The organism is Planomonospora corallina (assembly GCF_042650625.1).
In the GTDB taxonomy this organism is placed as follows: domain Bacteria; phylum Actinomycetota; class Actinomycetes; order Streptosporangiales; family Streptosporangiaceae; genus Planomonospora_B; species Planomonospora_B corallina.
This window is the reverse complement of the sequence record NZ_JBHSBM010000011.1, coordinates 184,605-210,698: the sequence shown is the minus strand read 5'-3', so window position 1 is coordinate 210,698 and position 26,094 is coordinate 184,605. Positions and strand designations below refer to the sequence as shown.

19 protein-coding genes are annotated in these 26,094 nt (G+C 74.5%); 11 read left to right on the top strand and 8 right to left on the bottom strand.

Features of this window, described 5'->3' with window-relative positions; translation table 11 throughout:
- Positions 1-49: 49 nt before the first annotated feature.
- Positions 50-1,564: a DUF885 family protein gene (locus ACFOWE_RS05910; protein ID WP_377285915.1), complete on the bottom strand. Its 1,515-nt coding sequence runs from the start codon at positions 1,562-1,564 to the stop codon at positions 50-52.
- Between the two features lie 109 nt (positions 1,565-1,673).
- Between ACFOWE_RS05910 and ACFOWE_RS05905 the strand changes: the two genes are divergently transcribed.
- Both ACFOWE_RS05905 and ACFOWE_RS05900 read left to right on the top strand, forming a co-directional pair.
- Complete coding sequence (locus tag ACFOWE_RS05905; protein ID WP_377285914.1) at positions 1,674-2,744, top strand: DNA alkylation repair protein; 1,071 nt, start codon at positions 1,674-1,676, stop codon at positions 2,742-2,744.
- A 141-nt stretch (positions 2,745-2,885) separates the two neighbouring features.
- On the top strand, positions 2,886-3,629 hold the full coding sequence (locus ACFOWE_RS05900; RefSeq protein WP_377285913.1) for an N-acetyltransferase: 744 nt from the start codon (positions 2,886-2,888) through the stop codon (positions 3,627-3,629).
- Positions 3,630-3,767: 138 nt separating this feature from the next.
- On the opposite strand, the gene ACFOWE_RS05895 is transcribed toward ACFOWE_RS05900, so the two are convergent.
- From ACFOWE_RS05895 to ACFOWE_RS05885, 3 genes are all read right to left on the bottom strand, one after another.
- Positions 3,768-5,294, bottom strand: a complete 1,527-nt coding sequence (locus ACFOWE_RS05895) for a pyridoxal phosphate-dependent decarboxylase family protein (RefSeq protein ID WP_377285911.1) — start codon at positions 5,292-5,294, stop codon at positions 3,768-3,770.
- Positions 5,295-5,447: 153 nt separating this feature from the next.
- Complete coding sequence (locus ACFOWE_RS05890) at positions 5,448-7,157, bottom strand: GMC oxidoreductase (protein WP_377285909.1); 1,710 nt, start codon at positions 7,155-7,157, stop codon at positions 5,448-5,450.
- Between the two features lie 14 nt (positions 7,158-7,171).
- A complete protein-coding gene (locus tag ACFOWE_RS05885; protein ID WP_377285908.1) occupies positions 7,172-8,737 on the bottom strand; it encodes a succinic semialdehyde dehydrogenase in 1,566 nt (521 codons plus the stop codon).
- A gap of 86 nt (positions 8,738-8,823) precedes the next feature.
- On the opposite strand from ACFOWE_RS05885, the gene ACFOWE_RS05880 reads away from it, so the two are divergent.
- The 4 genes from ACFOWE_RS05880 (at position 8,824) to ACFOWE_RS05865 (ending at position 16,719) form a co-directional block, all read left to right on the top strand.
- On the top strand, positions 8,824-11,082 hold the full coding sequence (locus ACFOWE_RS05880) for a beta-propeller domain-containing protein (protein ID WP_377285907.1): 2,259 nt from the start codon (positions 8,824-8,826) through the stop codon (positions 11,080-11,082).
- Positions 11,083-11,411: 329 nt separating this feature from the next.
- Positions 11,412-14,354 carry a M36 family metallopeptidase gene (locus ACFOWE_RS05875; protein WP_377285906.1) on the top strand — a complete coding sequence of 981 codons (2,943 nt, stop codon included), beginning with the start codon at positions 11,412-11,414 and terminating at the stop codon, positions 14,352-14,354.
- Between the two features lie 506 nt (positions 14,355-14,860).
- Entirely contained in the window at positions 14,861-15,514 is a 654-nt protein-coding gene (locus ACFOWE_RS05870) for a response regulator transcription factor (protein ID WP_377285905.1), read from the top strand.
- Positions 15,511-16,719, top strand: a complete 1,209-nt coding sequence (locus tag ACFOWE_RS05865) for a sensor histidine kinase (RefSeq protein WP_377285903.1) — start codon at positions 15,511-15,513, stop codon at positions 16,717-16,719. The genes ACFOWE_RS05870 and ACFOWE_RS05865 overlap by 4 nt, the downstream gene beginning before the upstream one ends.
- An 80-nt stretch (positions 16,720-16,799) precedes the next feature.
- On the opposite strand, the gene ACFOWE_RS05860 is transcribed toward ACFOWE_RS05865, so the two are convergent.
- Positions 16,800-17,276, bottom strand: a complete 477-nt coding sequence (locus ACFOWE_RS05860) for a MarR family winged helix-turn-helix transcriptional regulator (RefSeq protein WP_377285902.1) — start codon at positions 17,274-17,276, stop codon at positions 16,800-16,802.
- Positions 17,277-17,376: 100 nt separating this feature from the next.
- Between ACFOWE_RS05860 and ACFOWE_RS05855 the strand changes: the two genes are divergently transcribed.
- Positions 17,377-17,925: a dihydrofolate reductase family protein gene (locus ACFOWE_RS05855; RefSeq protein ID WP_377285901.1), complete on the top strand. Its 549-nt coding sequence runs from the start codon at positions 17,377-17,379 to the stop codon at positions 17,923-17,925.
- Positions 17,926-17,935: 10 nt separating this feature from the next.
- On the opposite strand, the gene ACFOWE_RS05850 is transcribed toward ACFOWE_RS05855, so the two are convergent.
- Both ACFOWE_RS05850 and ACFOWE_RS05845 read right to left on the bottom strand, forming a co-directional pair.
- Entirely contained in the window at positions 17,936-19,678 is a 1,743-nt protein-coding gene (locus tag ACFOWE_RS05850) for a glycerol-3-phosphate dehydrogenase/oxidase (protein ID WP_377285900.1), read from the bottom strand.
- 122 nt (positions 19,679-19,800) lie between these two features.
- Positions 19,801-20,568, bottom strand: a complete 768-nt coding sequence (locus tag ACFOWE_RS05845) for a DeoR/GlpR family DNA-binding transcription regulator (protein WP_377285899.1) — start codon at positions 20,566-20,568, stop codon at positions 19,801-19,803.
- A 160-nt stretch (positions 20,569-20,728) separates the two neighbouring features.
- On the opposite strand from ACFOWE_RS05845, the gene ACFOWE_RS05840 reads away from it, so the two are divergent.
- The 4 genes from ACFOWE_RS05840 to ACFOWE_RS05825 are packed head-to-tail and all read left to right on the top strand — an operon-like array spanning position 20,729 to position 24,871.
- On the top strand, positions 20,729-21,613 hold the full coding sequence (locus ACFOWE_RS05840; RefSeq protein ID WP_377285898.1) for an SIS domain-containing protein: 885 nt from the start codon (positions 20,729-20,731) through the stop codon (positions 21,611-21,613).
- 35 nt (positions 21,614-21,648) lie between these two features.
- Positions 21,649-22,794, top strand: a complete 1,146-nt coding sequence (nagA, locus tag ACFOWE_RS05835) for an N-acetylglucosamine-6-phosphate deacetylase (RefSeq protein WP_377285896.1) — start codon at positions 21,649-21,651, stop codon at positions 22,792-22,794.
- Between the two features lie 3 nt (positions 22,795-22,797).
- Positions 22,798-23,994: a 1-phosphofructokinase family hexose kinase gene (locus tag ACFOWE_RS05830; RefSeq protein ID WP_377285895.1), complete on the top strand. Its 1,197-nt coding sequence runs from the start codon at positions 22,798-22,800 to the stop codon at positions 23,992-23,994.
- A 52-nt stretch (positions 23,995-24,046) separates the two neighbouring features.
- The gene (locus tag ACFOWE_RS05825) at positions 24,047-24,871 is read left to right on the top strand and encodes a class II fructose-bisphosphate aldolase (RefSeq protein ID WP_377285894.1); all 825 of its coding nucleotides are present in this window, start codon (positions 24,047-24,049) and stop codon (positions 24,869-24,871) included.
- A gap of 27 nt (positions 24,872-24,898) precedes the next feature.
- Here the strand turns inward: ACFOWE_RS05825 and ACFOWE_RS05820 are convergent, their stop codons facing one another.
- Entirely contained in the window at positions 24,899-26,008 is a 1,110-nt protein-coding gene (locus tag ACFOWE_RS05820) for a GuaB3 family IMP dehydrogenase-related protein (RefSeq protein WP_377286455.1), read from the bottom strand.
- Positions 26,009-26,094 lie beyond the last annotated feature (86 nt).

Genomic DNA, 26,094 nt, shown 5'->3' with positions numbered 1-26,094 from the left:
CGGTGGGCTACAGCACCCGATCCCGTACGGCGCCGGGGTCCGCGGTGGGCTACAGCGCCCGGCCGAGCAGGCCCAGGGGCGGGGAGCCGAGGTCGAGCATGGCGGTGTGGAAGCGCTTGAGCGTGAAGCCCGCGCCCCACTCGGCCCTGGCCCGCTCGCGCAGGTCGAGGATCTCCAGCTTGCCCCAGGTGTAGCGGCCGTAGGTCGGGTCGAAGGTGGCCCGCCGGGCCTCCGAGAGCGCGGCCGGACCGGCGAGATGGGTGTCGGCCTCGAAGCGGCGCGCGCCCTCCTCGACCGTCATCGCCCCGGTGTGCACGCCGATCGCGCAGGCCAGCCGGGTCACCCGGATCAGCGCCTCCAGCCAGACGCCGATCTCGAAGCGGGGGTCGCCGGGGGCGAAGCCCTCCTCGACGCAGAGCTCCTCGGCGTAGTGCGCCCAGCCCTCGGCGAACGCCATCGACATCAGCGTCCGGCGCACCGCCGACGGCGCGTGGCGCAGGGCGCGGCTGTGCGAGAAGTGCCCGGGGGCGACCTCGTGCACGTTGATCGCGGGCAGCGTGGTGGCGCTGAAGACCTCCAGCCACTCCTCGATCTCCTGCTCCGGCCAGGCGGGCTCGGGCGGGGTGATGTAGTACCACGACGGGCCCTCGGGCTCGCCCGGCGCGGCCCAGCTGATCATCGCCATGGCCCAGCGGCGCGACTCGGGCGCGAGACCCACCCGGCACTCGCCGTCGTGGTAGGGGACGAGGTCCTTCTCCCGGGTGAAGGCGATGGCCCGCTCGGTGCCCTCGCGGGCCGCGTCGAGCACCCCGTCGATGCCGGGGTGGTCGCGGACCAGTTCGCGCGCGACGTCCAGCGGCGGCCGGCCCGCGTGGCCCAGCCGCGCGCACGCCTCGGTCAGCCGGGCCGTGAGCCGGTCGCGCTCGGCGTCGGCCCGCTCGGCCAGCCTGCCCAGGTCCACCGGGAGCCCTTCGCCCGCGCCCATCAGCCGGGCCAGCCCCTCGGCGCCGAGAGAGGCGTCCGGGTCGCCGGAGCGCGCGGCCCGCTCGACGTGCTCGACCAGGCGGGCGTGCGCCTTCAGCGCCGCCTCCCGCGTGGTGTCGTCGGCGTCCGAGGGGATCCCGGCGGCCAGGCCCCGGACGGTGCCGAGCAGCGCGGTGGCGACCGGCGCGCTCAGCCGGTCGAGCGCGGCGACCGCGTTGTCCACGGCCTCGGGCCAGCAAGCCAGGTGGGCCCGCCGGGCCGCGGCCCGCTCCGCCTCCGGGGCGTACTCCCGGTCGTAGCAGGCCAGATCCAGGTTCTCCAGGTGCTCCATCGGGCTGCGCCGGTACAGCTCCAGCTCCCCGAAGACGACCCGGGCGTGCTCCTCGAAGATCTCCAGGTGGGCGGCGTCGTAGGAGTCGTCCGGGAGCGGACCCTGCCCCAGCGCGGCCAGCCCGGCGCGCACGCCCTCGGGCGACAGGTCCTGGATCCGCCCGTCGTACTCGTGCCGGCCGGCCATCTCCCGGACACCGGCGACGGAAAGGTCGCACACCGCCCGCAGGCGGGAGTCGAGTTCGCTCATGGGGCCGACGCTATCCCACTCCGGTCCCGGTGATCAGGACCGCGATCCGCGCACCGGAACGGGTCCGCCGCCGGCGGAAATGTCGGTGGGCCGTGGCACCGTACCGGCCATGGCGCAGCCCTTCAAAGAGATGGTCAACCCCGCCTCCGTCGGGTCGCTCGCCGACGGCGTGGCCGCGGCCTGGAGCGCGTTCCCCCGGGACCGGTTCGTCGCGGAGGCCCTCGACGGGCTGGACGGACTGGAGCTCAAGGACCGGGTCCGGCACGCCGCGCGGGCGCTCGCCGCCGCGCTGCCGCCCGATTTCCCCCGCGCCGCGGAGATCCTCCGCCAGGCGACGGCCCGCGTCCGGCTCGACATGTGGAGCGGCTGGCCCGCCACCGAGTACGTCGCGGCGCGCGGCCTCGACCACCTGGACGAGGCCATGGAGACGCTCGCCGTGCTCACGCCGTACGCCACGGGGGAGTTCGCCGTCCGCCCCTTCCTGGACCGCTACCGGGACGACGCCATGAAGATCATGCACGGCTGGGCGGAGTCGGACGACGAGCACCTGCGCCGGCTGGCCTCGGAGGGCTCGCGGCCCCGGCTGCCGTGGGGGTCGCGGGTGCGGTGGCTGATGGAGCCCGGGCCCGCCCTGCCGATCCTCGACCGGCTCCGCGACGACCCCAGCGAGTACGTCCGCCGCTCGGTGGCCAACCACGTCAACGACATCGCCAAGGACCACCCCGAGGCGGCGGTGGAGCTGCTGGCCCGCTGGCGCTCCGAGGGCGGCTCGCACGTCGAGCGGGTGCTGCGCCACGCGGTGCGCGGCCTGCTGCGCGCCGGGCACCCCGGCGCGCTGGAGCTGATGGGCGCCGCTCCCGGCGGCGGCGCGGTCGAGGCGCTGGCGCTGGAGGCCGACCGGGTGGCCGTCGGCGACCTGCTCCGCTTCACGGTCACGGTCTCGGCGGACTCCCCCGGTCCGCTCGTGCTCCGGTACGCGGTCCGGCGCGACGGCTCGCGCCGCGTCTTCCACCTCGGCGAGCGGCTGGTCTCCGCTCCGGGGCAGGTCGTCACGGTGGCCAAGTCCCACTCGTTCCGGCCGGTCACCACCAGGGTCGAGCCGCCCGGCCCCCGCGTCCTGGAGATCGTCGTCAACGGCGCGGTCCGCGCCACCGCCCCCTTCACCCTGACGGCGCCGTGACTCGGCAAGGAGCTCCACGAGCCGCTCTCGGGCGTGTACGGCGCGCGGACGGCTACCAGCGTCGCTGATCGTGCCTTCCGGCCCGGACGACACCGGAAAAACCGGTCGAAACGTGGAGGTCCGGGCGGGGAGGATGTCCGGGTGACCCTGCGTATCAGCACCCTCGCCGAGCGGCCGGAGCTCGCCGACGCGATCTGGGCGATGGACAACCCCTGGCCCGCGTTCATGATGCACGACCCGGTGGCCGCCCTCTACTACGACGTCTGCGTGAGCGCCTACCCGGAGTTCGTGCTGGTGGCCGAGGACGGCGCCGAGCCGGGGCGGCTGGTGGCCAGGGCGTTCAGCGTGCCGTTCACCTGGGATCGCGAGGAGCTGCCGGACGGCGGGTGGGACACCGCGATCCTGCGGGCCTGGCGCACCCGGCGGACCGGTGAGAAGCCGGATGCGGTCACCGCGCTGGAGATCGCCGTCAGGACCGACCTGCTCGGCACCGGGCTCTCCCCGATCCTGCTGGGCGCGCTCCGGGAGAACGCCGCCCGTCTCGGCTTCACCGAACTGCTCGCCCCGGTGCGGCCCAACGCCAAGCACCTGGAGCCGCGCGCCCCGATGGCGGAGTACGCCTCGCGCACCCGCCCCGACGGGCTCCCGGCCGACCCGTGGCTGCGGGTGCACGTCCGGGCGGGCGGCGAGATCGTCAAGGTCGCGCCCCGGTCGATGACGGTCTCCGGCACGCTCGCCGAGTGGCGGCAGTGGACCGGCCTGCCGTTCGACGCGCCCGGCCCGGTGGAGGTGCCCGGCGCCCTGACCCCGGTCCACTGCGACCCCGCCCAGGACCACGCCGTCTACGTCGAGCCCAACGTCTGGGTACGGCACCCGCTGACCTGAGCACCGCCCGGACCCCGGGACCGGTCCCGGCACCGAGCCGGGCCGGGAACGGACTCGATGTCCTGCTCCCGGCCCGAATCCGGAGCCGGGCCGGTCACCGTGCCGGGCGGCGGAGCGGGTGAGGCCCCGGCGGAGGGGTCAGCCCGCGCTACCGGCGATGCGGTCGAGCAGGGCCGCCAGGGTCTTGTCGTCGGTGGCCGGGGCCATGACGGTGGCGCGCAGGTGGCGGACTCCGCCGATCTCGGCCGAGGTCAGGTGGAAGGCGCCGTCGGCCATCAGCCGCTCGCGGATGGCCAGCTGGTCGCCCGTGCCGTACCGGAAGCAGACGATGTTGCTCTCCGGCTCGTAGGGGAAGGCGAAGCCCGGCCGGTCGCGGCCCAGCTCCCAGAGGCGGTGCGCGGCGGCGTACTGCCGGGCCACGTACTCGCCCAGGCCGCGCTCGCCCCGCCAGGCGAGGTTGAGGAAGATCTTCAGGCCCAGCTCGGCCTTGCTGCACTCCACGGTCCTGCCGATCGAGTCGACGCCCGGGGCGGCGCCGGGTCCGGAGCCGGGTCCGGAGCCGGGTCCGGAGCCGGAGTGGCCCTCGTGCGCGTCCGGACCCCGGTCGCCGTGGAAGCCCCGGTCGCCGTGGAAACCCCGGTCGCCGTGGAAACCCCGGTCGCCGTGGAAACCCCGGTCGCCGTAGAAGAGGTAGCTCGCCTCCTGGCGGAAGGCCGCGTCCAGATCGTCCGCCCGCCGGGTCAGTACGGCGGCGGCCAGGCTGGACGTGCGCAGCATCTTGTGCGCGTCCCAGATCAGCGAGTCGGCCAGCTCCACCCCGTCGAGCCGGTGCCGGTGCTCCGGGCTGAGCAGCGCCGAGGCTCCGTGGGCGCCGTCCACGTGGAACCAGACGCCGTGGGCGGCGCAGAACTCCCCGACCGCGCGCAGGTCGTCGTGGAGGCCGGTCGCGGTCGCGCAGGCGTTCGCCACCAGGGCCATCGGCCGCCGACCGGCCCGGCGCACCCGGTCCAGGGCCTCCGGCAGGGCCGCGGGGTCGATCCGGCCGAGCGGGTCGGTCGCCAGCGGCACGACGGCCCGCTCGCCGAGGCCGAGGATGGCGGCGGCGCGGGCGAGCGAGTAGTGCGCCGAGGCGGGGGCGAGCAGGGCGAGGTCGCCGGGCACGCCGTCGCTCCAGGCGTCCGGCGCGGCGGCCGCCCGCGCGGCGAGCAGCACGGTGAGGTTGGCCAGGGAGCCGCCGTGGGTGAGCACGCCGCCGCCCGCCGCGCCGTACCCGGCCTTCTCCAGCATCCAGCGCACGACCTCCCGCTCGACGGTCGCGGCGGCGGCGCCCATCTCGTAGACCGCCATCGGGTTGTTGGCGGCGCCGTGCACGAGGTCGGCGAGCGCGGCGGGGAAGTCGGGCGGGGCGATCTGGTGGCCGAGAGAGGCGGGGTGGTGCATCCGGGTCCCCTCCTCCAGGTAGGCGGCCAGGAAGTCCGCGTGGGTCCGCGGCGTCATCCCGCCCTCGCGGATCCACCGGGCGAGGCCGAGCCGCTCGGACAGCTCGCCCGGTGGGCGGCGGCGGATGACGGGTGGCAGGCCGCACTGGCTCTCGTCCACGTAGGCGGCCAGTTGCTCGGCGGTGGCCGCCGCTGCCCGGGTGAACTCCTCGACGTTCCAGGTCACATCGGGATTGTCCCTGAGCGCCGGGCGGTCCCCGCGCCGGGGTGCGGGGACCGGCCGCCGGCCCCCGGCGGGAGCGAGGCGTGGCGGAGCCGGGACGGCGCGGGCGCCCAGGGCGCAATCCGGGCGCCCGCGCCGTACGGCCCCGCCGGGACGTCAGCTGATGCCGACGATCGGCAGGCGCAGGGCCGCGGGGGCGGCGGCGGGCACGACGGGGTTCTTCGGGGCGACGGGCTCCAGCCGCGCGTAGGGGGAGCCGAGGGCCGGGCGGGGGTCGGCCTCGCCGCGGTTCGGCCACAGGGCCATGGCGCGCTCGGCCTGGGCGGTGATGGTCAGCGAGGGGTTGACGCCCGGGTTGGCGGAGATCGCCGAGCCGTCGACGACGTGCAGGCCCTCGTGGCCGTAGACGCGGTGGTAGGGGTCGATCACCCCGTTCTCCGGCGAGTCGCCGATGGCGCAGCCGCCCAGGAAGTGCGCGGTGGCGGGGATGTCGAACAGGTCGAGCCAGGAGCCGCCGGGCATGCCGCCGATCTCCTCGGCGGCGTGCCGGACGAAGGTGTGCCCGGCCGGGATCCAGGTGGGGTTGGGCTCGCCGTGGCCGGGCCGGGAGCGCAGCCTCCAGCCGCCGAGCGGGCCCCTGCGGGCCGACAGGGTGATGGAGTTGTCCTTGGCCTGCATGACCAGGGCGATGATCGTGCGTTCGGACCACCGGCGGTGGTCGAACAGGCGCGGGAGCAGGTGGGGGCGCCTGGCGGCCTCGCCGAGGAACTTCAGCCAGCGCGGCGCCCCGCCGCCGTCGATCAGCAGGGTGCGGAGCATGCCCATCGCGTTGGAGCCGTCGCCGTAGCGGACGGGCTCGATGTGCGTGTGCGCGTCGGGGTGGATGGAGGAGGTGATCGCCACGCCGTGGTTGAGCTTCTCGCCCTTGACGCCCAGCCGTTCGAAGCCGAGCAGCGCCTCGGAGTTGGTCCTGGTCAGCGTGCCGAGCCGGGCCGAGAGGCGGGGCAGCATGCCGGTGACCCGCATGCGGTGGAGCAGGCGCTGCGTGCCGTACGTGCCGGCGGCGACGACCACCTGCTCGGCGGTGAGCGTGCGGCGCCTCCAGGGCGCGCCCGTCTTCCGCACCTCGACCGCGTAGCCCTTCCCCTCCCCGAGGGGGCGGACCGCGGCGACCGTGGTCTCCGGGTGGACCCTGGCCCCGGCCTTCTCGGCGAGGTAGAGGTAGTTCTTGGTCAGCATGTTCTTGGCGCCGTGCCGGCAGCCGGTCATGCACTCGCCGCACTCGGTGCAGCCCCTGCGGCGCGGCCCGGCGCCGCCGAAGTACGGGTCGTCGGCCTCCTGGCCGGGCGTGCCGAAGAAGACGCCGACCGGGGCCCGGTGGAAGGTCCCGCCCACGCCCATCCGGTCGGCGACCTTCCGCATGATCTCGTCGGCGCGGGTGAGGGTCGGGTTGACCACCACGCCGAGCATGCGCTTGGCCTGGTCGTAGTACGGCGCCAGCTCGGCCTTCCAGTCGGTGATGCCCGCCCACTGGGGGTCGGCGAAGAACGGGTCCAGCGGCTCGTAGAGGGTGTTGGCGTAGACGAGGGAGCCGCCGCCGACCCCGGCGCCGGCCAGCACCATGACGCCGGAGCCCCGGCTGCCGCGCGCGCCACGGAGCACGTGGATGCGCTGGATGCCCTTGCAGCCGAGGGCGGGCGCCCACAGGAAGTCGCGGACCCGCCAGGAGGTCTTCGGCAGGGTGCGCTCGTCGAAGCGCCGCCCGGCCTCCAGGACGCCGACCCGGTAGCCCTTCTCCGTCAGGCGGAGCGCGGTGACGCTCCCGCCGAACCCCGACCCGATCACCAGCACGTCGTAGTCGAACACCCCGGGGACTCCCTTCACTTGAGGTGGAGCCGCTTCAACGTCCTCAGCAGCGTCGTGACCACCTCGGCGTACCTGTCGTAGGTCATCCCGGGCAGCGGTTCGAGGCCCAGCCAGGTGGCCTGGACGGCGACGGTCTGCGCCTCGGTGTACTTCAGCAGCCCCTCGGCGCCGTGCCGGCGGCCCAGGCCGGAGGACTTCATGCCGCCCATGGGCGCGTCGTAGGAGGCGAAGGCGGCGCCGTACCCCTCGTTGACGTTGACGGTCCCGGCCTTGATCCTGGCCGCCAGCGCCCGGCCGCGCGCCGGGTTCCGCGTCCAGACCGAGGCGTTGAGGCCGTAGACGGTGTCGTTGGCCCGCTCGACCGCCTCGTCCTCGGTCGAGAAGCGGTAGAGCGAGACGACCGGCCCGAAGGTCTCCTCCCGGCACAGGTCCATGCTCTCGTCCACGCCGGCCAGGACCGTGGGCTCGTAGAAGAGCGGGCCGGCCTCGGGGCGGGGCCGGCCGCCGGCCAGCACCCGGGCGCCCTTGGCGACGGCGTCGTCCACGTGGGCGGTGACGGCCTCCAGCTGGCGACGGGAGGTGAGCGAGCCCATCTGCGCGTCCCAGTCGAGGCCCGCGCCGAGCTTCATGTTCTTCACCAGCCGGACGAACTTCTCGGTGAACGCGTCGTACACGCGGTCGTGGACGTAGAGCCGCTCGATGGAGATGCACAGCTGCCCGGCGTTGCTGAAGCAGGCGCGCAGCGCCCCCTGGGCCGCCACGTCGAGGTCGGCGTCGTCGAGGACGATCATCGGGTTCTTCCCGCCGAGCTCCAGGGAGCATCCGATGAGCCGCTTGGCGGCCTCCTCGGCGATCCTCCGGCCGGTCCGGGTGGAGCCGGTGAAGGCCACGTAGTCGGCGCCGTCGAGCAGCGGGTCGCCGAGCTCGGCGGGGTCGCCGAGCACGACCTGCCAGATGTCGCGGGGCATGCCGAGCTCGGCCAGCAGGTCGATCGTCCACAGGGCGGACAGGGCCGTCTGGGTGTCGGGCTTGTGGACGACGGCGTTCCCGGCGAGCAGGGCGGGGACGACGTCGGTCACGCCGAGCGAGAGCGGGTAGTTCCAGGGCGAGATCAGCGCCACGACCCCCTTGGGGTGGCGGGTCTCGGCGACCTTGGTGGCCAGCGGGAACAGGCCGGAGCGCCGCTTCGTCTCCAGCAGGCCGGGGGCGCGCCGCGCGTAGTAGAGGGTGCAGCCCGCGACGTCGCAGACCTCCTCGAAGGCGTGCCTGCGGGCCTTGCCGGTCTCCCACTGGACGATGTCGAGGATCTCCTCGCGCCGGTCCAGGATCGCGTCGTGCAGCGCGAGGAAGGGCCGGGCCCGCTCCCGGGCGGGCAGCCCGGCCCAGGACCGCTGCGCCTCGCGGGCCCGGGCGTGGGCGGCGCGGACGTCCTCGGCGGACGAGATCGGCAGCTCGGCGAGGGGCTCGCCGGTGAAGGGGGCGGTGATCTCCTGCGTCTTCCCGCCGGAGGTCACCTGGCGGACGACGCGTTCGATCATCCGGGGGTCGAGCGTCCGGGTCGCTCCGAGAGTGGCAGCCATGGCCGAAGGGTATTCGGTAGAACCGTTTACGGCTACTGGTCGGTAGATCGTTGAACCGGGCAGGTCATGGATCCGTCGTGGAGGGCATGAGGACATCGATTCGCACGGCCGGCGCCGCGGTGACCGCCCGCACGTCCACCCGCACGGCCATCCGTACGGCCATCCGCGGGGGCGGCCGTACGGCCGCCGGCGTGGCCGCCGTCCTGCTGCTCGCCACGGCCTGCACCGGGACCCCGGCGGGCTCCGGCGCGGGCCGTACGGCCCCGGTGGATCTGGGCGACGTGCGGCTGGTCGCCTACAGCGGCTGCGACGACATGCTCGCCGGGCTGCGCGCCGCGGCGGCCGAGCGCGTCGGGCCGTGGGGACTGGGCGGGCCGATCCCGTTCGGCATGGCCGAGGCGCGAGCCGACAGCAGCGCCGCCACCTCCGCCAAGCAGGGCGCGCCCGCGCACTCCACCACCAACACCCACGAGGCCGGGGTCGACGAGCCCGACCTGGTGAAGACCGACGGCAGACGGATGATCACGGTGAGCCGGGGCGTGCTGCGCGTGGTGGACACCGCCACCCGGAAGGTGACCGGCACCCTGCGCCTGACCGGCGAGGAGCACGCCTGGGCCCCGGCCGACCTGCTGGTCAGCGGGGACCGCGCCCTGGTGCTCTTCTCCGGCGGCGGGATCCTCCCGTACGGCGCGACCGCCAAGATCGCCCCGAGCCCGGGCCCGCGCTACGTGCTCGTCGACCTGTCCGGGAAGCCGGAGGTGGTCGGCTCGATCACCCCGGACGGGGCGCACGTGGACGCGCGCATGGTCGGCTCGACGGTCCGGCTCGTGGTCCGCAGCCAGCCCGCGATCACCTTCCCCGACGCCGGTCCCGACGCCACCGAGGCCGAGCGGACCCGCAGGAACGCCGAGGCCGTGCGGAAGGCCCCCATCGAGGCGTGGCTGCCGACGTACGAGGTGACGGGGGCGGACGGCCGGACGGAGAAGCGCACGGTCGGCTGCGGGCAGGTCAGCCACCCCGAGGAGTACACCGGGACCTCGCTGCTGACCGTGCACAGCCTCGACCTGGACGCCGGGGCGCGGGCCCTGGACGAGAGCGCTCCGATCGGCCTGGTCGCCGACGGCGACACCGTCTACGGCACCGGCTCCAGCCTGTACGTGACCAGCAACCCGCACTGGTGGTCGGTCATGCCGACCGACGTGATCATCGAGGAGAACCCCGAGCCCCGGCCCGGGCGGGCGGTCGCGCCGAAGGAGGAGCCGACCCCGGCCGAGGAGACCGTCCCGTTCCCGGCCGACCCGCCGCCCGCCACCACGACCGCCCCGGCCCCCGCCACCACGACCGCCGCGCCCCCCGCCCCCGCCGCGTCGGCCACCGGAGCACCCACCGGAGCGCCCGCCACCCCGACGGCCGTCCCGCCCGCCACCGAGCCGCCCGCCGCGTCCGAGACGCCCGCCGCGTCCGAGACGCCCGCCGCCCCGGCCCCGCCCCCGGAGGAGACCGAGGTCCACCGGTTCGACGTCACCGCGCCGGGCGCGCCCCGCTACGTCGCCTCGGGCAAGGTCCCGGGCCGGCTGCTCAACCAGTACTCGCTCTCCGAGCACGAGGGGCACCTGCGGGTCGCGACCACCTCGGAGACCGCCAAGAGCAGCTCCAGCGCCGTCTACGTGCTGCGCGCCGACACCCTGGCGAAGGCCGGCGAGGTCGGCGGCCTGGGCGAGGGCGAGCGCATCTACTCGGTCCGCTTCATCGGCCCCGTCGGCTACGTGGTGACGTTCCGGCAGGTGGACCCGCTCTACGTGCTCGACCTGCGCGATCCGGACGCCCCGAAGAAGACCGGCGAGCTGAAGATCACCGGCTACTCGGCCTACCTGCACCCGGCGGGCGACGGGCGGCTGATCGGCATCGGCCAGGAGGCGAGCGAGCAGGGCCGCACGCTCGGCACCCAGGTCTCCCTCTTCGACGTCTCCGACCCGGCCGCCCCGCGCCGGCTGGCGCAGTTCTTCCAGAAGGACTCCGGCTCCGAGGCCGAGTGGGACCCGCACGCCTTCCTCTACTGGGCGCCGGCGGGCACGGCCGTGCTGCCGCTGAGCTCCTGGAACGGCGCCGGGCAGACCACCGGGGCCGCGCTGGTGCTGAAGGTCGGCGACTCCGCCGTCACGAAGGCCGGCACGGTCGTCCACCCCGAGCCGAAGCCGGTGGACAGCACCCGCTTCGCCCCCCACGACCCGGGCATCCGCCGCTCGGTCGTGATCGGCGACGACCTCTGGACGGTCTCCGACCTCGGCCTGGCGGTCCACACCCTGGACGGCCTGGCGGAGCGGGCCTGGATCCCGTTCGACTGACCTTTCCCCTCCCGGCGTGCCGTACGGCGCGGGCACGGCCGTACGACCCGGCCCGCTTGCCCGGCCGTACGGCGCGGCCGGATCTCCGGTCCGGCCGTACGGCGCGACCGGGTCTCCGGTCCGGCCGTACGGCGCGGCCCCGCCTGAGAACGGGGGACCGCGCCGCACCCGGGTACCACCCGGCACCACACACAGGAAACCTGTATAACACCGATATATCAGCCTTTACAAGATCTTGTCAGAGACTGTGAACCGGTGTTGCCTCGTGTGCAGCGCACGTGATCCACACGTGGCACGGCCAATGACGGCCGCCCCTCGCAGGAGGCCCGGTGTCGAGCAATCCCCCTGTGCCGAGAAGGTCCTGGTCACGTCTGACCGTCGTCGCCGCCGCGACGGCGTCCCTCGCACTCCCCTCCCTCGTCCTCCCCCTCCCCGGGGCAGCCCAGAGCCGCTCCGCCGACCCCGCCGCCGGCCTGCTCGACTTCCAGGCCGAGCAGCACGGGAAGCCCGACGTCGACAACCGGCGCGGCGCCGTCGAGCCCCCGGCCGCCGCGCTCGCCAAGAAGACCGGCGCCACGACGGTCCGCTGGAACGCCCTCGGCACCCCGGCCGTCGTCACCGGCTCCGCGCCGCTGGCCGAAGGGCTCGGCGACGACCCCGAACAGGCCGCCCGCGCCTACCTGAAGGCCAACGAGAGCCTCTTCGGCCTGCCCCCCGAGGCCGTGGACGCGCTGGAGAAGGTCGCGGTCAACCCGATCGGGGACGGCCACGCCGTACTGCTCCGGCAGCGCTTCGGCGACCTGCCCGCGGGCGTGGACGGCCAGGTCGTGGTCGGTGTGAACGGCGGCAGGGTCCACCACGTCACCTCGACGCTCTCCCGCTCCACCGCGGCTCCCCCCGCCGCCGCGCTCACCGGGCAGCAGGCGCTTCAGGCCGCGGCCCGCGACGGCGGGATCGACCTGGCCACCGCGACCGTCAAGCAGGCCACCCCGGTCGCCGTGCCCGCGCCCGACGGCACGCACCGCGCCTACCAGGTGGTGCTGATCGGCGGCGGCGAGGGCGAGCCCGCCGCCTACACCACCCATGTGGACGCGGTCAGCGGCGAGATCCTGACCCGCGAGAACCTCGTGGACCACCACTTCGAGCCGGACAACCCGCAGTGGGAGGCCTTCCCGGCCAACCCGCCCGCCGACTACTCCTCCACCGACACCCGCTCCCGGTGGTGCCTGGCCTCCGGACCGGGCTGCGACCACGTGGCGGGCGGCGACCCGGCCACCGGGAAGGCCTGGGACGCCGACCACGCCACGGACGCGTCCACCGGCACCAGCACCGGCAACGCGGCCAGGACCGTGGAGAACCGCGAGAGCGCCAACCCCTACTCGGTCGGCACCCGGGGCAACGTCGCCACCCCGTCCCGGAACTACGCCTACCCCTGGACCAACGCCTGGTACGCCGCCAGGTGCGACCCCGCCGTCCTCGACCAGCCGGGCGAGGCCGACCTGGAGGCGGCGATCGCCAACCTGCACGTCATGCACAACCGCATGCACGACTGGTCCTACCGGCTCGGCTTCACCGAGACCGCCTGGAACATGCAGGCCGACAACGGCGAGCGCGGCGGCCTCGGCGGCGACCCCGAGCAGGGCAACGCCCAGGCCGGGGCGCGCCACGCCGACGTGCGCGACAACGCCAACCAGATCACCGGCCCCGACGGCGTCGCCCCGATCACCAACATGTACCTGTGGCAGCCGGTCGCGGGCTCGTTCTACTCGCCCTGCGTGGACGGCGACTACGACATGTCGGTGATCGGCCACGAGTACGGCCACGCCATCTCCGGCCGCATGGTCGCCGGCCCGAACGCCGGGTGGAGCGGCGCCCAGCCCGGCGCGATGAACGAGAGCACCTCCGACCTGCTGGCCATGGAGTACCTCTACGAGTACGGCTTCCGCCCCGCGGGCGAGACGCCGTACGTGACCGGCGGCTACGTCACCGGCGACAAGAAGGCCGGCATCCGCAACCACGACATGTCGAAGTCCCCGCTGAACTACAGCGACATCGGCTACGACCTCGTCGGGCAGCAGGTCCACGCCGACGGCGAGATCTGGAGCGCCACCCAGTTCTCCGTGCGCGAGGCCTTCCTCAAGCGGTACGGCAAGGGCACCCCCGCCGTCCAGCGCGCCTGCGCCGACGGGAGGACCCCGGTGGACAGGTGCCCCGGCAACCGCCGCTGGGCGCAGCTGTCCTTCGACGCGCTGCTGCTGATGGCCTCCGGCGCGGTCAGCTACGTCGACCACCGCGACGCGCTGCTCGCCGCCGACGCCATCCGCTTCGGCGGGAAGAACCAGGACATCATGTGGCGGGCGTTCGCCCGGCACGGCCTCGGCGAGGGCGCGGCCAGCCTGAACCAGAACGATCCCGACCCGACGCCCGGCTTCGCCGACCCGGTCGGCAGGAACGGCAAGCTCAGGCTCGCGCCGCTCGGCGGGGCGAAGAAGGCCGCGCTCCGGCTCTACGTCGGCGACTACGAGGGCCGCGCCGTGCCGGTCGCCGACACCGACCCGGCCACCGAGCTCGGCGACACCGTGGAGATGACCCCGGGCGCCTACGACTTCCTGGTCGTCGGCGCCGGCCACGGCCACACCCGGGTGAGGTTCGCGGTGCTGCCCGGGGTGACGCTCCCGCTCCCGCTCGCCCCCGCGGAGAACGTCGCCTCGGCGGCGCGGGGCGCCACGGCCGCGGGCGACGGCGTCAACCACGACAAGCTGATCGACGAGACCGAGAGCACGAACTGGGCCTCGCTGACCGGGCCGGTCGCGGGGAGGACCGTGACCGTGGACCTGGCCGGATCCGAGCCGGTCAAGGTCCGCCGGGTCCAGATCAGCGCCATGCTCCGGCCCAACGTGAACGACCCCGCCGACCCGGGCGGCCAGAACCGCTTCAGCGCCCTGCGCGCCTTCGAGGTCCTGGCCTGCGACGCCACCAGGAAGGACTGCTCGAAGCCGGAGTCCTTCTCGGTCGTCTACACCAGCCCGGCCGACGCGTTCGACACCCGGCTCCCCCGTCCCCGGGGCGCCGACCTGCTGATCGAGTCCTTCAGGATCCCGGCGACGAAGGCCACCCATCTGGCCCTGCGCGCCGTCTCCACCCAGTGCACCGGCAACCCGCGCTACGCCGGCGAGCAGGACGCCGACCCGCGCTCGGCCACCGACTGCGCCACCGCGAGCCCCGCCCGCGACCAGGTGCGCGCCGCCGAGTTCCAGGCCTTCACCCGCTGACACCCGCTGACGCCCGCTGACGCCCGCTGACCCCCGTTGACCCCCACTGGCGCCCGCTGACGCCCGCTGACGCGCGTCGCGTACGGCTCCCGCCTCCGGGCGGGAGCCGTACGGCGTGCCCGGCGGGAGCCGATGAGAACGGTGCCGGAGCCGCTCAGAACGGCCTCGGGGGCACGGGCGGAGCCGGGGGCGCGGGCGGAGCCGGGTGGGTGACCGGTCCCGCAGGCGCAGGGAACGGAGGCGGCCCGGGCAACGCGGCCGCCCCCGGGGCCGCCGGCGGCCCCGGGGGCTCGGGCGGCCCGGCCGCGCCGATCGTCCCGACGGCGTGGCCCAGGCACAGGACGAGGACCGCCGCCGCGAGGGTCACTCTTGTGATCGCCGAACTGCTCATGGTGGTTCCCTTCGTTGCCGTCGACACGACCAAGGGAAGCCGGTGGTCGGTTACCGGCCGGGAACGGCGGACGGTTACCCGGCTGTAACCACATGGAGGGCATCCTGGGAAGATCATGAGAGTGCTGGTGGTCGAGGACCACGAAGAGCTGGCCCACACGGTGGCCACGGGACTGCGCCGCGAGGGCATGGCCGTCGACGTGGCGCTGGACGGCGAGACCGCGCTCGATCGCGCCTCCGTCAACCGCTACGACGTCGTCGTCCTCGACCGGGACCTGCCCGGCCTGCACGGTGACGAGGTGTGCAGGACGCTGGTCCGCACCGGCGACCCGGCGCGGGTGCTGATGCTCACCGCCGCCGGGACGATCGACGACCGGGTGAGCGGGCTGGGCATCGGAGCCGACGACTACCTTCCCAAACCGTTCGCCTTCGCCGAGCTCGTCGCCCGGATCCGGGCGCTGACCAGGCGGGCGCACCCGGCCCTGCCGCCGGTGCTCGTCCACGGCGACCTGCGCCTCGACCCCGCCTCCCGGGTCGCCACCCGGGCCGGGCTGCGGCTGTCGCTGAGCCCCAAGGAGTTCGCCGTGCTGGAGCTGCTGCTGGCCGCCGGAGGCGCCGTGGTCTCCGCCGAGGAACTGCTGGAGCGGTGCTGGGACGAGTTCGCCGACCCGTTCACGCAGACCGTGAAGGTGACGGTCAGCCGGCTCCGCCGCAAGCTCGGCGATCCGCCGCTGATCGAGACGGTCCCGCAGGCCGGGTACCGGATTTGAGGCGGGCGGCGCGCCCGTTCCCGGTCATCGGGGCGAGGCGGACGATACGGCTCCGACTGACCCTGCTCTACAGCGGTCTGTTCCTGGCGGCCGGGGTGCTGCTGGTCGCCCTCATCTACCTCCTCGTCCAGTACTCCCCCTTCCCCGGACCACCGGAGGCCCCCACACCGCCCGCCGTCCCCGCACCGCCCGCCTTCCTCGAACCACCGGCGGGACCCGCACCGTCGGCGGGACCCGCACCGCCCGCTCCGGAGCCCCTGGAGCCCCTGGAGCCCCGGGCCCTCCCGGGGGCCGGGCAGCAGGCCGGGAACGCGCGCCGGCTCCTGGTCAACTCCCTGATCGCACTGGCCTTCATGGCGTTCGCGTCGATGCTGCTGGGCTGGTTCGCGGCCGGACGGGTGCTGCGTCCCCTGGGCGACATCACGGCCACCGTCCGGCGCATCACGGCCGACCGGCTGGACCGCCGGCTGGCCGTGTCCGGGCCGGACGACGAGCTGAAGGAGCTGGCCGACACCTTCGACGAGCTGCTCGACCGGCTGGAGGCCTCGTTCACCGCGCAGCGGCGGTTCGTGGCCAACGCCTCCCACGAACTACGGACCCCGCTGACGTTGCAGCAGGCCATGGCGGAGGTCGCGCTCGCCGACCCGGAGGCCGGCGCCGAGGCGCTGCGGGCCGTGCTGGAACGCGTGCTGGCCGCGGGGCGGCACCAGGAACGGCTCATCGAGGCACTGCTCACCCTGGCCCGCGGCCAGCAGGGCCTGGACCGCCGGGAGCCCTTCGATCTGGCCGAGATCGCCGGACGGGCCCTCGCCCAGCATCCCGGTCCGGGGCTCCGCGTCGAGTCCGCGCTCCGCCCGGCGCCCGCCTCCGGCGACCGCGCACTCGTCGAACGCCTGGTCGCCAACCTGCTGGACAACGCCCTGCGCCACAACGTGCCCGGGGGCTGGGTCAGGGTGGCGACCGCCGTGCGCTCCGGCCGTCCGGCCGTCACCGTCTCCAACAGCGGCCCGGTGATCCCGCCCGACCGGGTCGCCCTGCTCCTGCAGCCCTTCCAGCGCCTGGAGAGCGGCAGGAAGGCCGTCGGCGACGGCCTCGGGCTGGGCCTGTCGATCGTCGCCGCCATCGTCGAGGCCCACCACGGCACCTTGGAGACACGTCCCCTCCCGGAGGGCGGACTCGAGGTGACGGCCACTCTGGCCCCGTGACGGACCTCCGGCGGACCCACGGCGGACCTCCGGCGGACCCTCGGGGACCCGCGACGGAGCCCGATCACCCGCCGGAGGCTCTAGTCCGGTGCGGCGCGGGGGTGGTCACCGTGGTCCCGCCAGGCGCGCTGACGCTCGGTGACCTGCTGGAGCATCTCCTTGAAGTCCACGTACGCGGCGCCGCCGAGGGCCTGCTCGTGGCGGCGCTCCATCGCGGCGAGGATGGCGCGCGCCCTGGCGACCTCGTCGCGGCCGTGGTCGGTGAGGACGACGAGTTTGGCGCGCCGGTCCGCGGGGTCGGGCTCGCGGCGGACGTAGCCGAGCCGGACGAGCTCGTCGACGATCGTGCCGACGATCTGCTTGTGCTGGCCGGAGCGTTCGGCCAGGTCGGTGGCGCGCGCTCCGTACGGGCCGAGATGGGCCAGGACCGAACCGTGCCGGGGCCGGACATCGGGGTGCCCCTGCTCGGCGAGGCGTTCGAACAGCTCCTCCTGGATCGCACGCATCAGCCGGCCGATCAGCATGCCCAGGTCGGGCGGTGGGTTCTCGCTTCGCATGTCGGCTCCCGGAAATTCAATCAAGAATCTTGACTATCAATAATCATGACTATATCGTCCTCATCAACGGATCGCCACCGGCCCAGGGAAGGACCCCGACATGCGGAAGATCATCGCCTCCACCTACAGCACCCTCGACGGCTTCATCGACAACCCGCACCTGTGGTCCATGCAGCACAACAGCCAGGACGCGATGGCCTACGCCTTCGCCATGACCACCGGCTGCGACGCCCTGCTGCTGGGCCGCGTCACCTACGAGGGCATGGCCCAGGCCTGGCCGAACATGGGCGGCAACCCCTACGCCGACCACGTCAACGCCATGACCAAGTACGTCGTCGCCTCCCAGCCGGTCGACACGGGCGCCTGGGACCCCACCGTCGTCATCCCCGGCGACGACCTGGCCGCACAGGTCGCCAAGCTCAAGGAGCAGGACGGCAAGGACATCCTGATCTGGGGCAACGGACGGCTCACCGACGACCTCGCCCGGCACGGCCTGCTGGACGAGTACAAGGTGTGGATCTACCCCGTCCTCAAGGGCGAGGGGGAACCGCTGTTCCGCCCCGCCGGCGTCACCGGCGTCGAACTGGCCGACAGCACCACCTTCGACTCCGGCGTCGTCGTCCTCACCTACCGGCCGACCACCGCCTGAACACCGCGCCTCACGCCGTGCTGGTCTCCGGGGCCGCGACGGGGACGATGTCGGGGGCGCCGAGGCGGATGGCGTCGGCCTCGTGGTCGGTGTCCTGCTCCTGGGAGAGCCGCTCCGCCTCCACGCGCTTGGTGTAGTGCTCGATCTCCCGCTTGACCTGCTCGTCGTCCCACCCCAGCGGACCGGCGAGCAGCCCGGCGGCCTCCTCGGCCACGGCCAGGCCGCGGTGGAAGGTCTCCATCGAGATGTGGGTGCGCCGGGTCAGCACGTCGTTCAGATGCCGGGCACCCTCGTGGGTGGCGGCGTAGACGACCTCGGCCCGGAGGTAGTCGTCCGCCCCGGTCAGCGGGTGGCCGAGCGCCGGATCCCGCTCGATCAGCGCCAGCACCTCGTCGATCATGGAACCGTACCGCTGGAGCAGGTGCTCGATCCGCGCCACGTGCAGCCCGGAGGAGCGGGCCAGCCGCTCGCGGGAGTTCCACAGGGCCTGGTAGCCCTCCGCGCCGGCCAGCGGCACACGGTCGGTGCAGGAGGGCGGGACCCGCTGGTGCAGGCCGTGCGCGACCGCGTCCACCGCGTCCTTCGCCATGACCCGGTAGGTGGTGTACTTCCCGCCGGCCACCATGACCAGCCCGGGCACCGGGTGGGCCACCACGTGCTCGCGGGAGAGCTTGGAGGTCTCCTCCGACTCCCCCGACAGCAGCGGGCGCAGGCCCGCGTAGACGCCCTCGACGTCGTCGCGGGTGAGCGGGACCGAGAGCACCGCGTTGACGTGCTCCAGGACGTAGTCGATGTCGGAGCGGGAGGCCGCCGGGTGGGCCTTGTCCAGGTCCCAGCGGGTGTCGGTGGTGCCGATGATCCAGTGCCGGCCCCAGGGGATCACGAACAGCACCGACTTCTCGGTCCGCAGGATGATCCCGGTGAGCGAGTGGATCCGGTCGCGCGGCACGACCAGGTGCACGCCCTTGGAGGCGCGCACGTGGATCTGCCCGCGCCCGCCCACCAGCTCCTGGATCTCGTCGGTCCACACGCCGGTGGCGTTGACCACCTGCCGGGCCCGCACCTGCAGGTCGGTCCCGCTCTCCAGGTCGCGCACCCGGACCCCGGTGACCCGCTCCCCCTCCCGCAGGAAACCCGTCACCTGCGCCCGGGAGGCGACGTGCGCGCCGTACCCGGAGGCCGTCCGCAGCATGGTCATCACGTAGCGGGCGTCGTCCACCTGGGCGTCCCAGTACTGCACCGCGCCGGAGAAGGCGGTACGGCGCAGCGCGGGGGCCAGGCGGAGCGCCCGCCTGCGCGACAGGTGGCGGTGGCCGGGCACACCGCGGGTCAGGCCGGCGGAGTAGCCCAGCGTGTCGTACATCACCAGCCCGGTGCCGACGTACGGCCGCTCCCAGCCGAAGTGGGTCAGCGGGAACAGGAACGGCACCGGCCGCACCAGGTGCGGGGCGATCCGCTGCAGCAGCAGCGCGCGCTCCTGCAGCGCCTCCCGCACCAGGTCGAAGTTGAGCTGCTCCAGATAGCGCAGGCCGCCGTGGATCAGCTTGGAGGACCGGGACGAGGTCCCGGAGGCGAAGTCGCGGGCCTCCAGGAGCCCGACGCTGAGCCCGCGGGTCGTCGCGTCGAGCGCGACCCCGGCGCCGACGACCCCGCCGCCGATCACCACCACGTCGAGCTCGGCGGCCGCCATCTCCGCGAGTGCGGCGGACCTCTCGGCCGGGCCGAGCCGTGCGGTGCCCATGCGCGCCGTCATGCTGCACTTCCCCCCGGGGGTACGCGAACCTTCGTCTTGCCCGGGATATGTACCCCTGCGCCCTGTGTATCACTACCGGCGGGTAGTCAGGCCCATGGTGATTCGCGCCACGGCGGATCCGGTCAGGCGCGGACGACCTTGACGCCCGCGTCGGTGAAGCGCGCCGCGTCCTCGTCGGAGAGGCTCTCGTCGGTGATCAGGGTGCCGACGGCGTCCAGCGTGCAGATCCGGGCGAAGGCCCGCCGGCCGACCTTGGAGGCGTCCGCGACCACGACCACCTCGGCCGCCCGGCCGATCAGCAGGTCGTTGACGCTCGCCTCGCCCTCGTGGTGGGCGAAGGCGCCGCCGGCGTCGATGGCGTCCACGCCCAGGAACGCGATGTCCAGCGTGATCCGCTCCAGCACCTCCGAGGCCAGCGGGCCGATCAGCTCGTAGGACTGCGGCCGCGCCACCCCGCCCGTCACGACGATCTTGACGTTCTGGCGCACGGTCAGCTCGGCCGCGATGTTCAGGGCGTTGGTGACGATGGTGAAGCCGATCTCCGGGTCGGCCCGGACCGCCAGGGCCCGGGCGACCTCCGAGGTGGTCGTGCCGCCGTTCATCCCGACGACCGCCCCCGGCGCCACCAGCGCGGCGGCGGCCTCGGCGATGCGCTGCTTCTGGCCGGCGTGGCGCGCGGTCTTGTAACGCAGCGGCAGGTCGTAGCTCACGCTCTGCGCGACCGCCCCGCCCCGCGTGCGCATGAGCATCTGCTGCTGGGCCAGCTGGTCGAAGTCGCGCCGGATCGTCGCGCTGGAGACGTCCAGCGCCTCGGCGGCCTGCTCGACGCTCAGGCGGCCCTCGCGCGCGAGCAGCTCCAGGATCGCGTTCCAGCGCTCGTATCTGCTCACGCGGCCTCCTCCACCGGCCGCACGAGCAGGGCCGCCCCGCCCGCCGTTCGCTCGCTCACGGCCCCAGACTGCCACACCGCCGGATCAAAACCCACCTCTGCACAATCTTGCTCATTTCTGCTATAAAACACTCACAAATGGACCGAAGCGGAGGCCTGTCGTGACCACCCACACCGAAGCAGAGATCGCCTCCCAGCCGGAGTGCTGGCGCCGCGCCGTCGGCGAGGTCCCGGTGGACGCCCTCCCACAGCCGGGCGAACGGGTGGCCGTGGTCGGCTGCGGCACCTCCTGGTTCGTCGCCCAGGCCTACGCCGCGCTGCGCGAGCGCGCCGGGCACGGCGAGACCGACGCCTTCGCCGCCTCCGAGGCGCCCACCGGCCGCTCCTACGACCGGATCCTCGCGCTGACCCGCTCCGGCACCACCACCGAGGTGCTGGAGCTGCTGAAGAGCACCGGCGCCCGGAGCACCGCGATCACCGCGGACCCGGACACCCCGGTGACGACCCTGGCCGGCCGGACCGTCGTCCTCGACTTCGCCGACGAGGCCTCGGTCGTGCAGACCCGCTTCGCCACCACCCAGCTCGCCCTGCTCCGCGCCCACCTCGGCGAGGACCTGACCGCCGCGATCGCCGACGCCGAACGCGCGCTCGCCGAGCCGCTCGCCCCCGAGCCGCTCGCCGCCGAGCAGCTCACGTTCCTGGGCCGCGGCTGGACCTGCGGCCTGGCCCTGGAGGCCGCGCTGAAGATGCGCGAGGCCTGCCGCGCCTGGACCGAGGCCTACCCCGCGATGGAGTACCGGCACGGCCCGATCAGCATCGCCGGGCCCGGCCGCGTCACCTGGATGCTCGGCGAGGCCCCCGAGAGGCTGCGCGAGGAGGTGGAGGCCACCGGCGGCACGTTCCTGGCCGGCGGCCTGGACCCGATGGCCGAGCTGGTGCGCGTCCAGCGGGTGGCGGTGGCCAGGGCCCTGGCCCGGGGCCTCGACCCGGACCGCCCGCTCCACCTGACCCGCTCGGTGATCCTCCCCGCCCCGGAAACCCGATGATCGGGCCCCCGGAGCGGGCGGGAGAGGATGAGGCCATGAGCATCACACTCGCCGACGCCCGCGTCGTCACCCCCGGCGGTGTCCACGACGGCTGGCTGACCATCGAAGACGGCCGCATCACCCACGTCGGGCGGGGGACCGCGCCGGGACCGGGCCTCGGCCTCGGCGGCCGGTACGTCGTGCCCGGCTTCGTCGACGTCCACAACCACGGCGGGGCGGGCGCCTCCTTCCCCACCGGCGACCCGGAGCAGGCGCGCCGGGCCGCGGCCCTGCACGCCCGGCACGGCACCACCACGCTCATGGCCAGCCTGGTCACCGCCCCGCTGGAGGACCTCGCCAGGGCCGCCTCCGCCCTCGCCGACCTGTGCGAGGACGGCCTGCTCGCCGGGATCCACCTGGAGGGCCCCTACATCGCCGCCTCCCGCTGCGGCGCGCACGACCCCGCCCTGCTCCGCGAGCCCTCCCCGCAGGAGCTCGCCCGGCTGGTGAAGGCCGGGCGCGGGCAGGTGCGGATGCTCACCATCGCCCCCGAGCTGCCGGGCGCCCTGGACACCGTCCGGGAGGCCGTCGCGAGCGGCGTGCTCGCCGCGCTCGGGCACAGCGAGGCCGGCTACGAGCGGACGATCGAGGGCATCGAGGCGGGCGCCAGCGTCGCCACCCACCTCTACAACGCGATGCCGCAGCTCGGCCACCGCGACCCCGGCCCGGTCGCGGCGCTGCTGGAGGACGAGCGCGTCACCGTGGAGCTGGTCAACGACGGCGTGCACGTCCACCCGGCGATGCTCCGCCTCGCCTACCGCGCCGCCGGGCCCGGCCGTACGGCGCTCGTCACCGACGCGATGGCGGCGGCCGGGGCGGGCGACGGGAGATACGACCTCGGCGCGCTGAAGGTGGACGTGACCGGCGGCGTCGCCCGGCTGGCCGGTGAGGACGGGCGGCTCGGCTCCATCGCCGGCTCCACCCTGACCATGGACGCCGCCTTCCGGCGTGCCGTCCGCGAGCTCGGCCTCTCCCTGCCCGAGGCCGCCGAGATCACCTCGCTCACCCCCGCCCGGCTGCTCGGCCTCGACGGCCACCTCGGCTCCGTCGCGGCCGGCAAGCGGGCCGACCTGGTGGTCCTCAGCGACGACCTGGAGGTCGCCGGCGTCATGAGACACGGAAACTGGATCACGGAACCCTAGAAGATGACCCCACCCCCCTCCCCCCGCGGCACGATCCTGACCGTCACGCTCAACCTCGCCCTGGACGTCACCTACACCGCCGACGGCGTCGACTGGGACGGCGTCAACCGGGTCCGGGCCGTGCACCGCAGGGCGGGGGGAAAGGGCGTCAACGTCGCCCGGGTGCTCGCCCGGCTCGGCCGTGACGTCCTCGTCACCGGTCTGTCCGGCGGCGCGACCGGTCTGGCCGCCGAGGCCGACCTCGCCGCGGCCGGGCTGCCCGCCGCGCTCACCCGGATCGCCGGGGAGTCCCGCACCACCCTCGCCGTCCGCGACCTCGCCCCGGCCGGACCCCGGACCGCCCCGTACGGCGAACCCGGCGCGCCCCCGCCGCACGGGCGCGTCTCCGCTTCCAGGACCGCCCTGTTCAACGAGCCGGGTCCGGTCGTCTCCGCCGGAGAACTGGCCGCGTTCCTCGACGGCTTCGACACCCGGCTCGGCTCGGCCGCGGCCGTGGTGGTCTCCGGGAGCCTGCCGCCCGGCGTCCCCGCCGGCTTCTACGCCGTCCTCGCCGCCCGGGCCCGCGACCGGGGCGTCCCGGTGATCGTGGACGCCGACGGCGAGGCGCTCCGGAACGCCCCGGCCGGCCGGCCGGCGATCGTCAAGCCCAACGCCGAGGAGCTCGCCCGGGCCCTGGCCGGCGCGGGGAGCGGCTCCGCGGCGCCCGCCGCCCCCGGATGGACCGTGCGCGGCGGACGAGCCGCACATGACAGGCGGACCGTGCGCGACGGATATACCGCACATGACAGGCAGACCATGCGTGACGGACATATCGCGCATGACGGGCAGGCCGTGCGCGACCCCCACCGGGAGGAGGACGCTCACCAGGCCGCGCTCCGCGGCGCCGAGGAGCTCCGGCGGGCCGGGGCCGGAGCGGTCGTCGTCTCGCTCGGCGCCGGCGGGCTGCTGGCCGCGACCGCCGAGGGCTCCTGGCGGGCCGCCATGCCGTACCGGGTGGAGGGCAACCCGACCGGAGCCGGGGACGCGCTGGTCGCCGGGCTGGCCCTGGGCCTGGTGGAGGGCACGCCCTGGCCGGAGCGGCTCCGTCTCGCGGCGGCGCTGGGCGCCGCGGCGGTGGCCGTACCGGTCGCCGGAGACGTCGATCCCGAGGTGCTCCGGGCCGTCCGTCCCCGGATCAGGGTCGAGCCCGCGGCCCCGTGAACCCCCGCCGCGACCGCCGCGGCACACCCCCACCACCCGAAAGGCCCCCGTCATGCCCCTCGTCGGAACCGGCGACATCGTCCGCGGCGCCACCGCGGGCGTCGGCGCCTTCAACGTCATCCACCTGGAGCACGCCGAGGCGATCGTCGCCGGGGCGGAGGCCGCGGGCGCCCCGGTCGTGCTGCAGATCAGCGAGAACTGCGTGCGCTACCACGGCGCGCTCGCCCCCGTGGCCGCCGCCTCGCTCGCCGTCGCCCGGGCCTCCTCGGCGGACGTGGCCGTCCACCTAGACCACGCCCGCGACCGCGCGCTCGTCGAGGAGGCCGTGGCGCTGGGGATCGGCTCGGTCATGTTCGACGCCTCCGCGCTGCCCGACGAGGAGAACGCGGCGCTCACCGCCGAGGTCACCGCCTGGTGCCACGGGCGGGGGGTGTGGGTGGAGGCCGAACTCGGCGAGATCGGCGGGAAGGACGGCGTGCACGCGCCCGGGGTGCGGACCAGACCGCACGAGGCCGCCGGCTACGTGGCCCGCACCGGCGTCGACGCCCTCGCCGTCGCCGTCGGCAGCTCCCACGCCATGACGACGCGCGACGCCGTGCTCGATCTCGCCCTGATCGCCGAGCTGCGCGGGGCGGTGCCCGTGCCGCTCGTGCTGCACGGCTCCTCCGGCGTGCCGGACGACACCCTGCGCGCCGCCGTACGGCACGGCATGAAGAAGATCAACATCGCCACGCACCTGAACAGGGTGTTCACCCGGGCGATCCGCGACCGCCTGGCCGCCGACGAGCGGGCCGTCGACCCCCGCGGGTACGTGAAGGCGGGCCGTGACGCCGTCGCCGCCGAGGTCGCCCGCCTGCTCGGCGTGCTCCGGGGCTGATCCGGCGGGCCNNNNGGGCCCGCCGGGTCAGGAGTGCTGCGGGGCGACGACGACCTCGACCCGCTGGAACTCCTTCAGGTCGGAGTAGCCCGCCGTGGCCATCGTGCGCTTGAGCGCGCCCATGAGGTTCATCGAGCCGTCGGCGACCGAGGACGGGCCGTGCAGGATCTGCTCCAGCGTGCCGATCGTGCCGAAGTGCACCCGCTTGCCGCGCGGCAGCTCGGGGTGCTGGGCCTCCGAGCCCCAGTGGAAGCCCCGGCCGGGCGCCTCGCTCGCACGGGCCAGCGGCGAGCCGACCATGACCGCGTCGGCGCCGCAGGCGATGGCCTTGGCGATGTCACCGGAGGTGCCCATGCCGCCGTCGGCGATGACGTGCACGTACCGGCCGCCGGACTCGTCCATGTAGTCGCGGCGCGCCGCGGCCACGTCGGAGATCGCGGTGGCCATCGGCACCGCCACGCCCAGCACCGTGCGGGTGGTGTGCGAGGCGCCGCCGCCGAAGCCGACGAGCACGCCCGCCGCGCCGGTCCGCATCAGGTGCAGCGCCGCGGTGTAGGTGGCGCAGCCGCCGACGATCACCGGGACGTCCAGCTCGTAGATGAACTGCTTGAGGTTGAGCGGCTCGGCCCGGCCCGAGACGTGCTCGGCGGAGACCGTGGTGCCGCGGATCACGAAGATGTCCACGCCGGCGTCGATGACGGCCTTGTGGTGCTGGACGGTGCGCTGCGGGGAGAGCCGGACCGCCGTGGTGACCCCGGCCTCGCGGATCTCCTCGATCCGCCGGCCGATCAGCTCATCCTTGATCGGCTGGGCGTAGATCTGCTGGAGCCGCTTGGTGGCCGCCTCACCGTGCAGCTCGGCCACCTCGGCCAGGAGCGGCTCCGGGTCCTCGTAGCGCGTCCACAGCCCCTCCAGGTCCAGCACCGCCAGACCGCCGAGCCTGCCGACCTCGATCGCGGTCTTCGGCGAGACCACGCTGTCCATGGGGCTCACCACGAGGGGCAGGTCGAACCGGTAGGCGTCGATCTGCCAGGAGATCGAGACCTCCTCCGGGTCACGGGTCCGCCGGGAGGGGACGATGCCGATCTCGTCCAGCGCGTAGGCACGGCGTCCGTTCTTGCCGCGGCCGATCTCCACCTGAGTCATGTGTTATGTCTTTCCCATCTCACGTGCGTACGGCCCGCGCCTGGTGGCGCGGGCCGTACCTGTGTCCGATCGGTCCG

Excerpts from the sequence above, each read along its gene's own strand:
- ACFOWE_RS05825 (WP_377285894.1), top strand. The coding sequence starts at position 24,047 with ATGCCCCTCGTCGGAACCGGCGACATCGTCCGCGGCGCCACCGCGGGC.
- nagA (WP_377285896.1), top strand. The coding sequence starts at position 21,649 with ATGAGCATCACACTCGCCGACGCCCGCGTCGTCACCCCCGGCGGTGTC.
- ACFOWE_RS05850 (WP_377285900.1), bottom strand. The coding sequence starts at position 19,678 with ATGACGGCGCGCATGGGCACCGCACGGCTCGGCCCGGCCGAGAGGTCC.
- ACFOWE_RS05870 (WP_377285905.1), top strand. The coding sequence starts at position 14,861 with ATGAGAGTGCTGGTGGTCGAGGACCACGAAGAGCTGGCCCACACGGTG.
- ACFOWE_RS05830 (WP_377285895.1), top strand. The coding sequence starts at position 22,798 with ATGACCCCACCCCCCTCCCCCCGCGGCACGATCCTGACCGTCACGCTC.
- ACFOWE_RS05855 (WP_377285901.1), top strand. The coding sequence starts at position 17,377 with ATGCGGAAGATCATCGCCTCCACCTACAGCACCCTCGACGGCTTCATC.
- ACFOWE_RS05880 (WP_377285907.1), top strand. The coding sequence starts at position 8,824 with ATGAGGACATCGATTCGCACGGCCGGCGCCGCGGTGACCGCCCGCACG.
- ACFOWE_RS05905 (WP_377285914.1), top strand. The coding sequence starts at position 1,674 with ATGGCGCAGCCCTTCAAAGAGATGGTCAACCCCGCCTCCGTCGGGTCG.
- ACFOWE_RS05885 (WP_377285908.1), bottom strand. The coding sequence starts at position 8,737 with ATGGCTGCCACTCTCGGAGCGACCCGGACGCTCGACCCCCGGATGATC.
- ACFOWE_RS05910 (WP_377285915.1), bottom strand. The coding sequence starts at position 1,564 with ATGAGCGAACTCGACTCCCGCCTGCGGGCGGTGTGCGACCTTTCCGTC.
- ACFOWE_RS05860 (WP_377285902.1), bottom strand. The coding sequence starts at position 17,276 with ATGCGAAGCGAGAACCCACCGCCCGACCTGGGCATGCTGATCGGCCGG.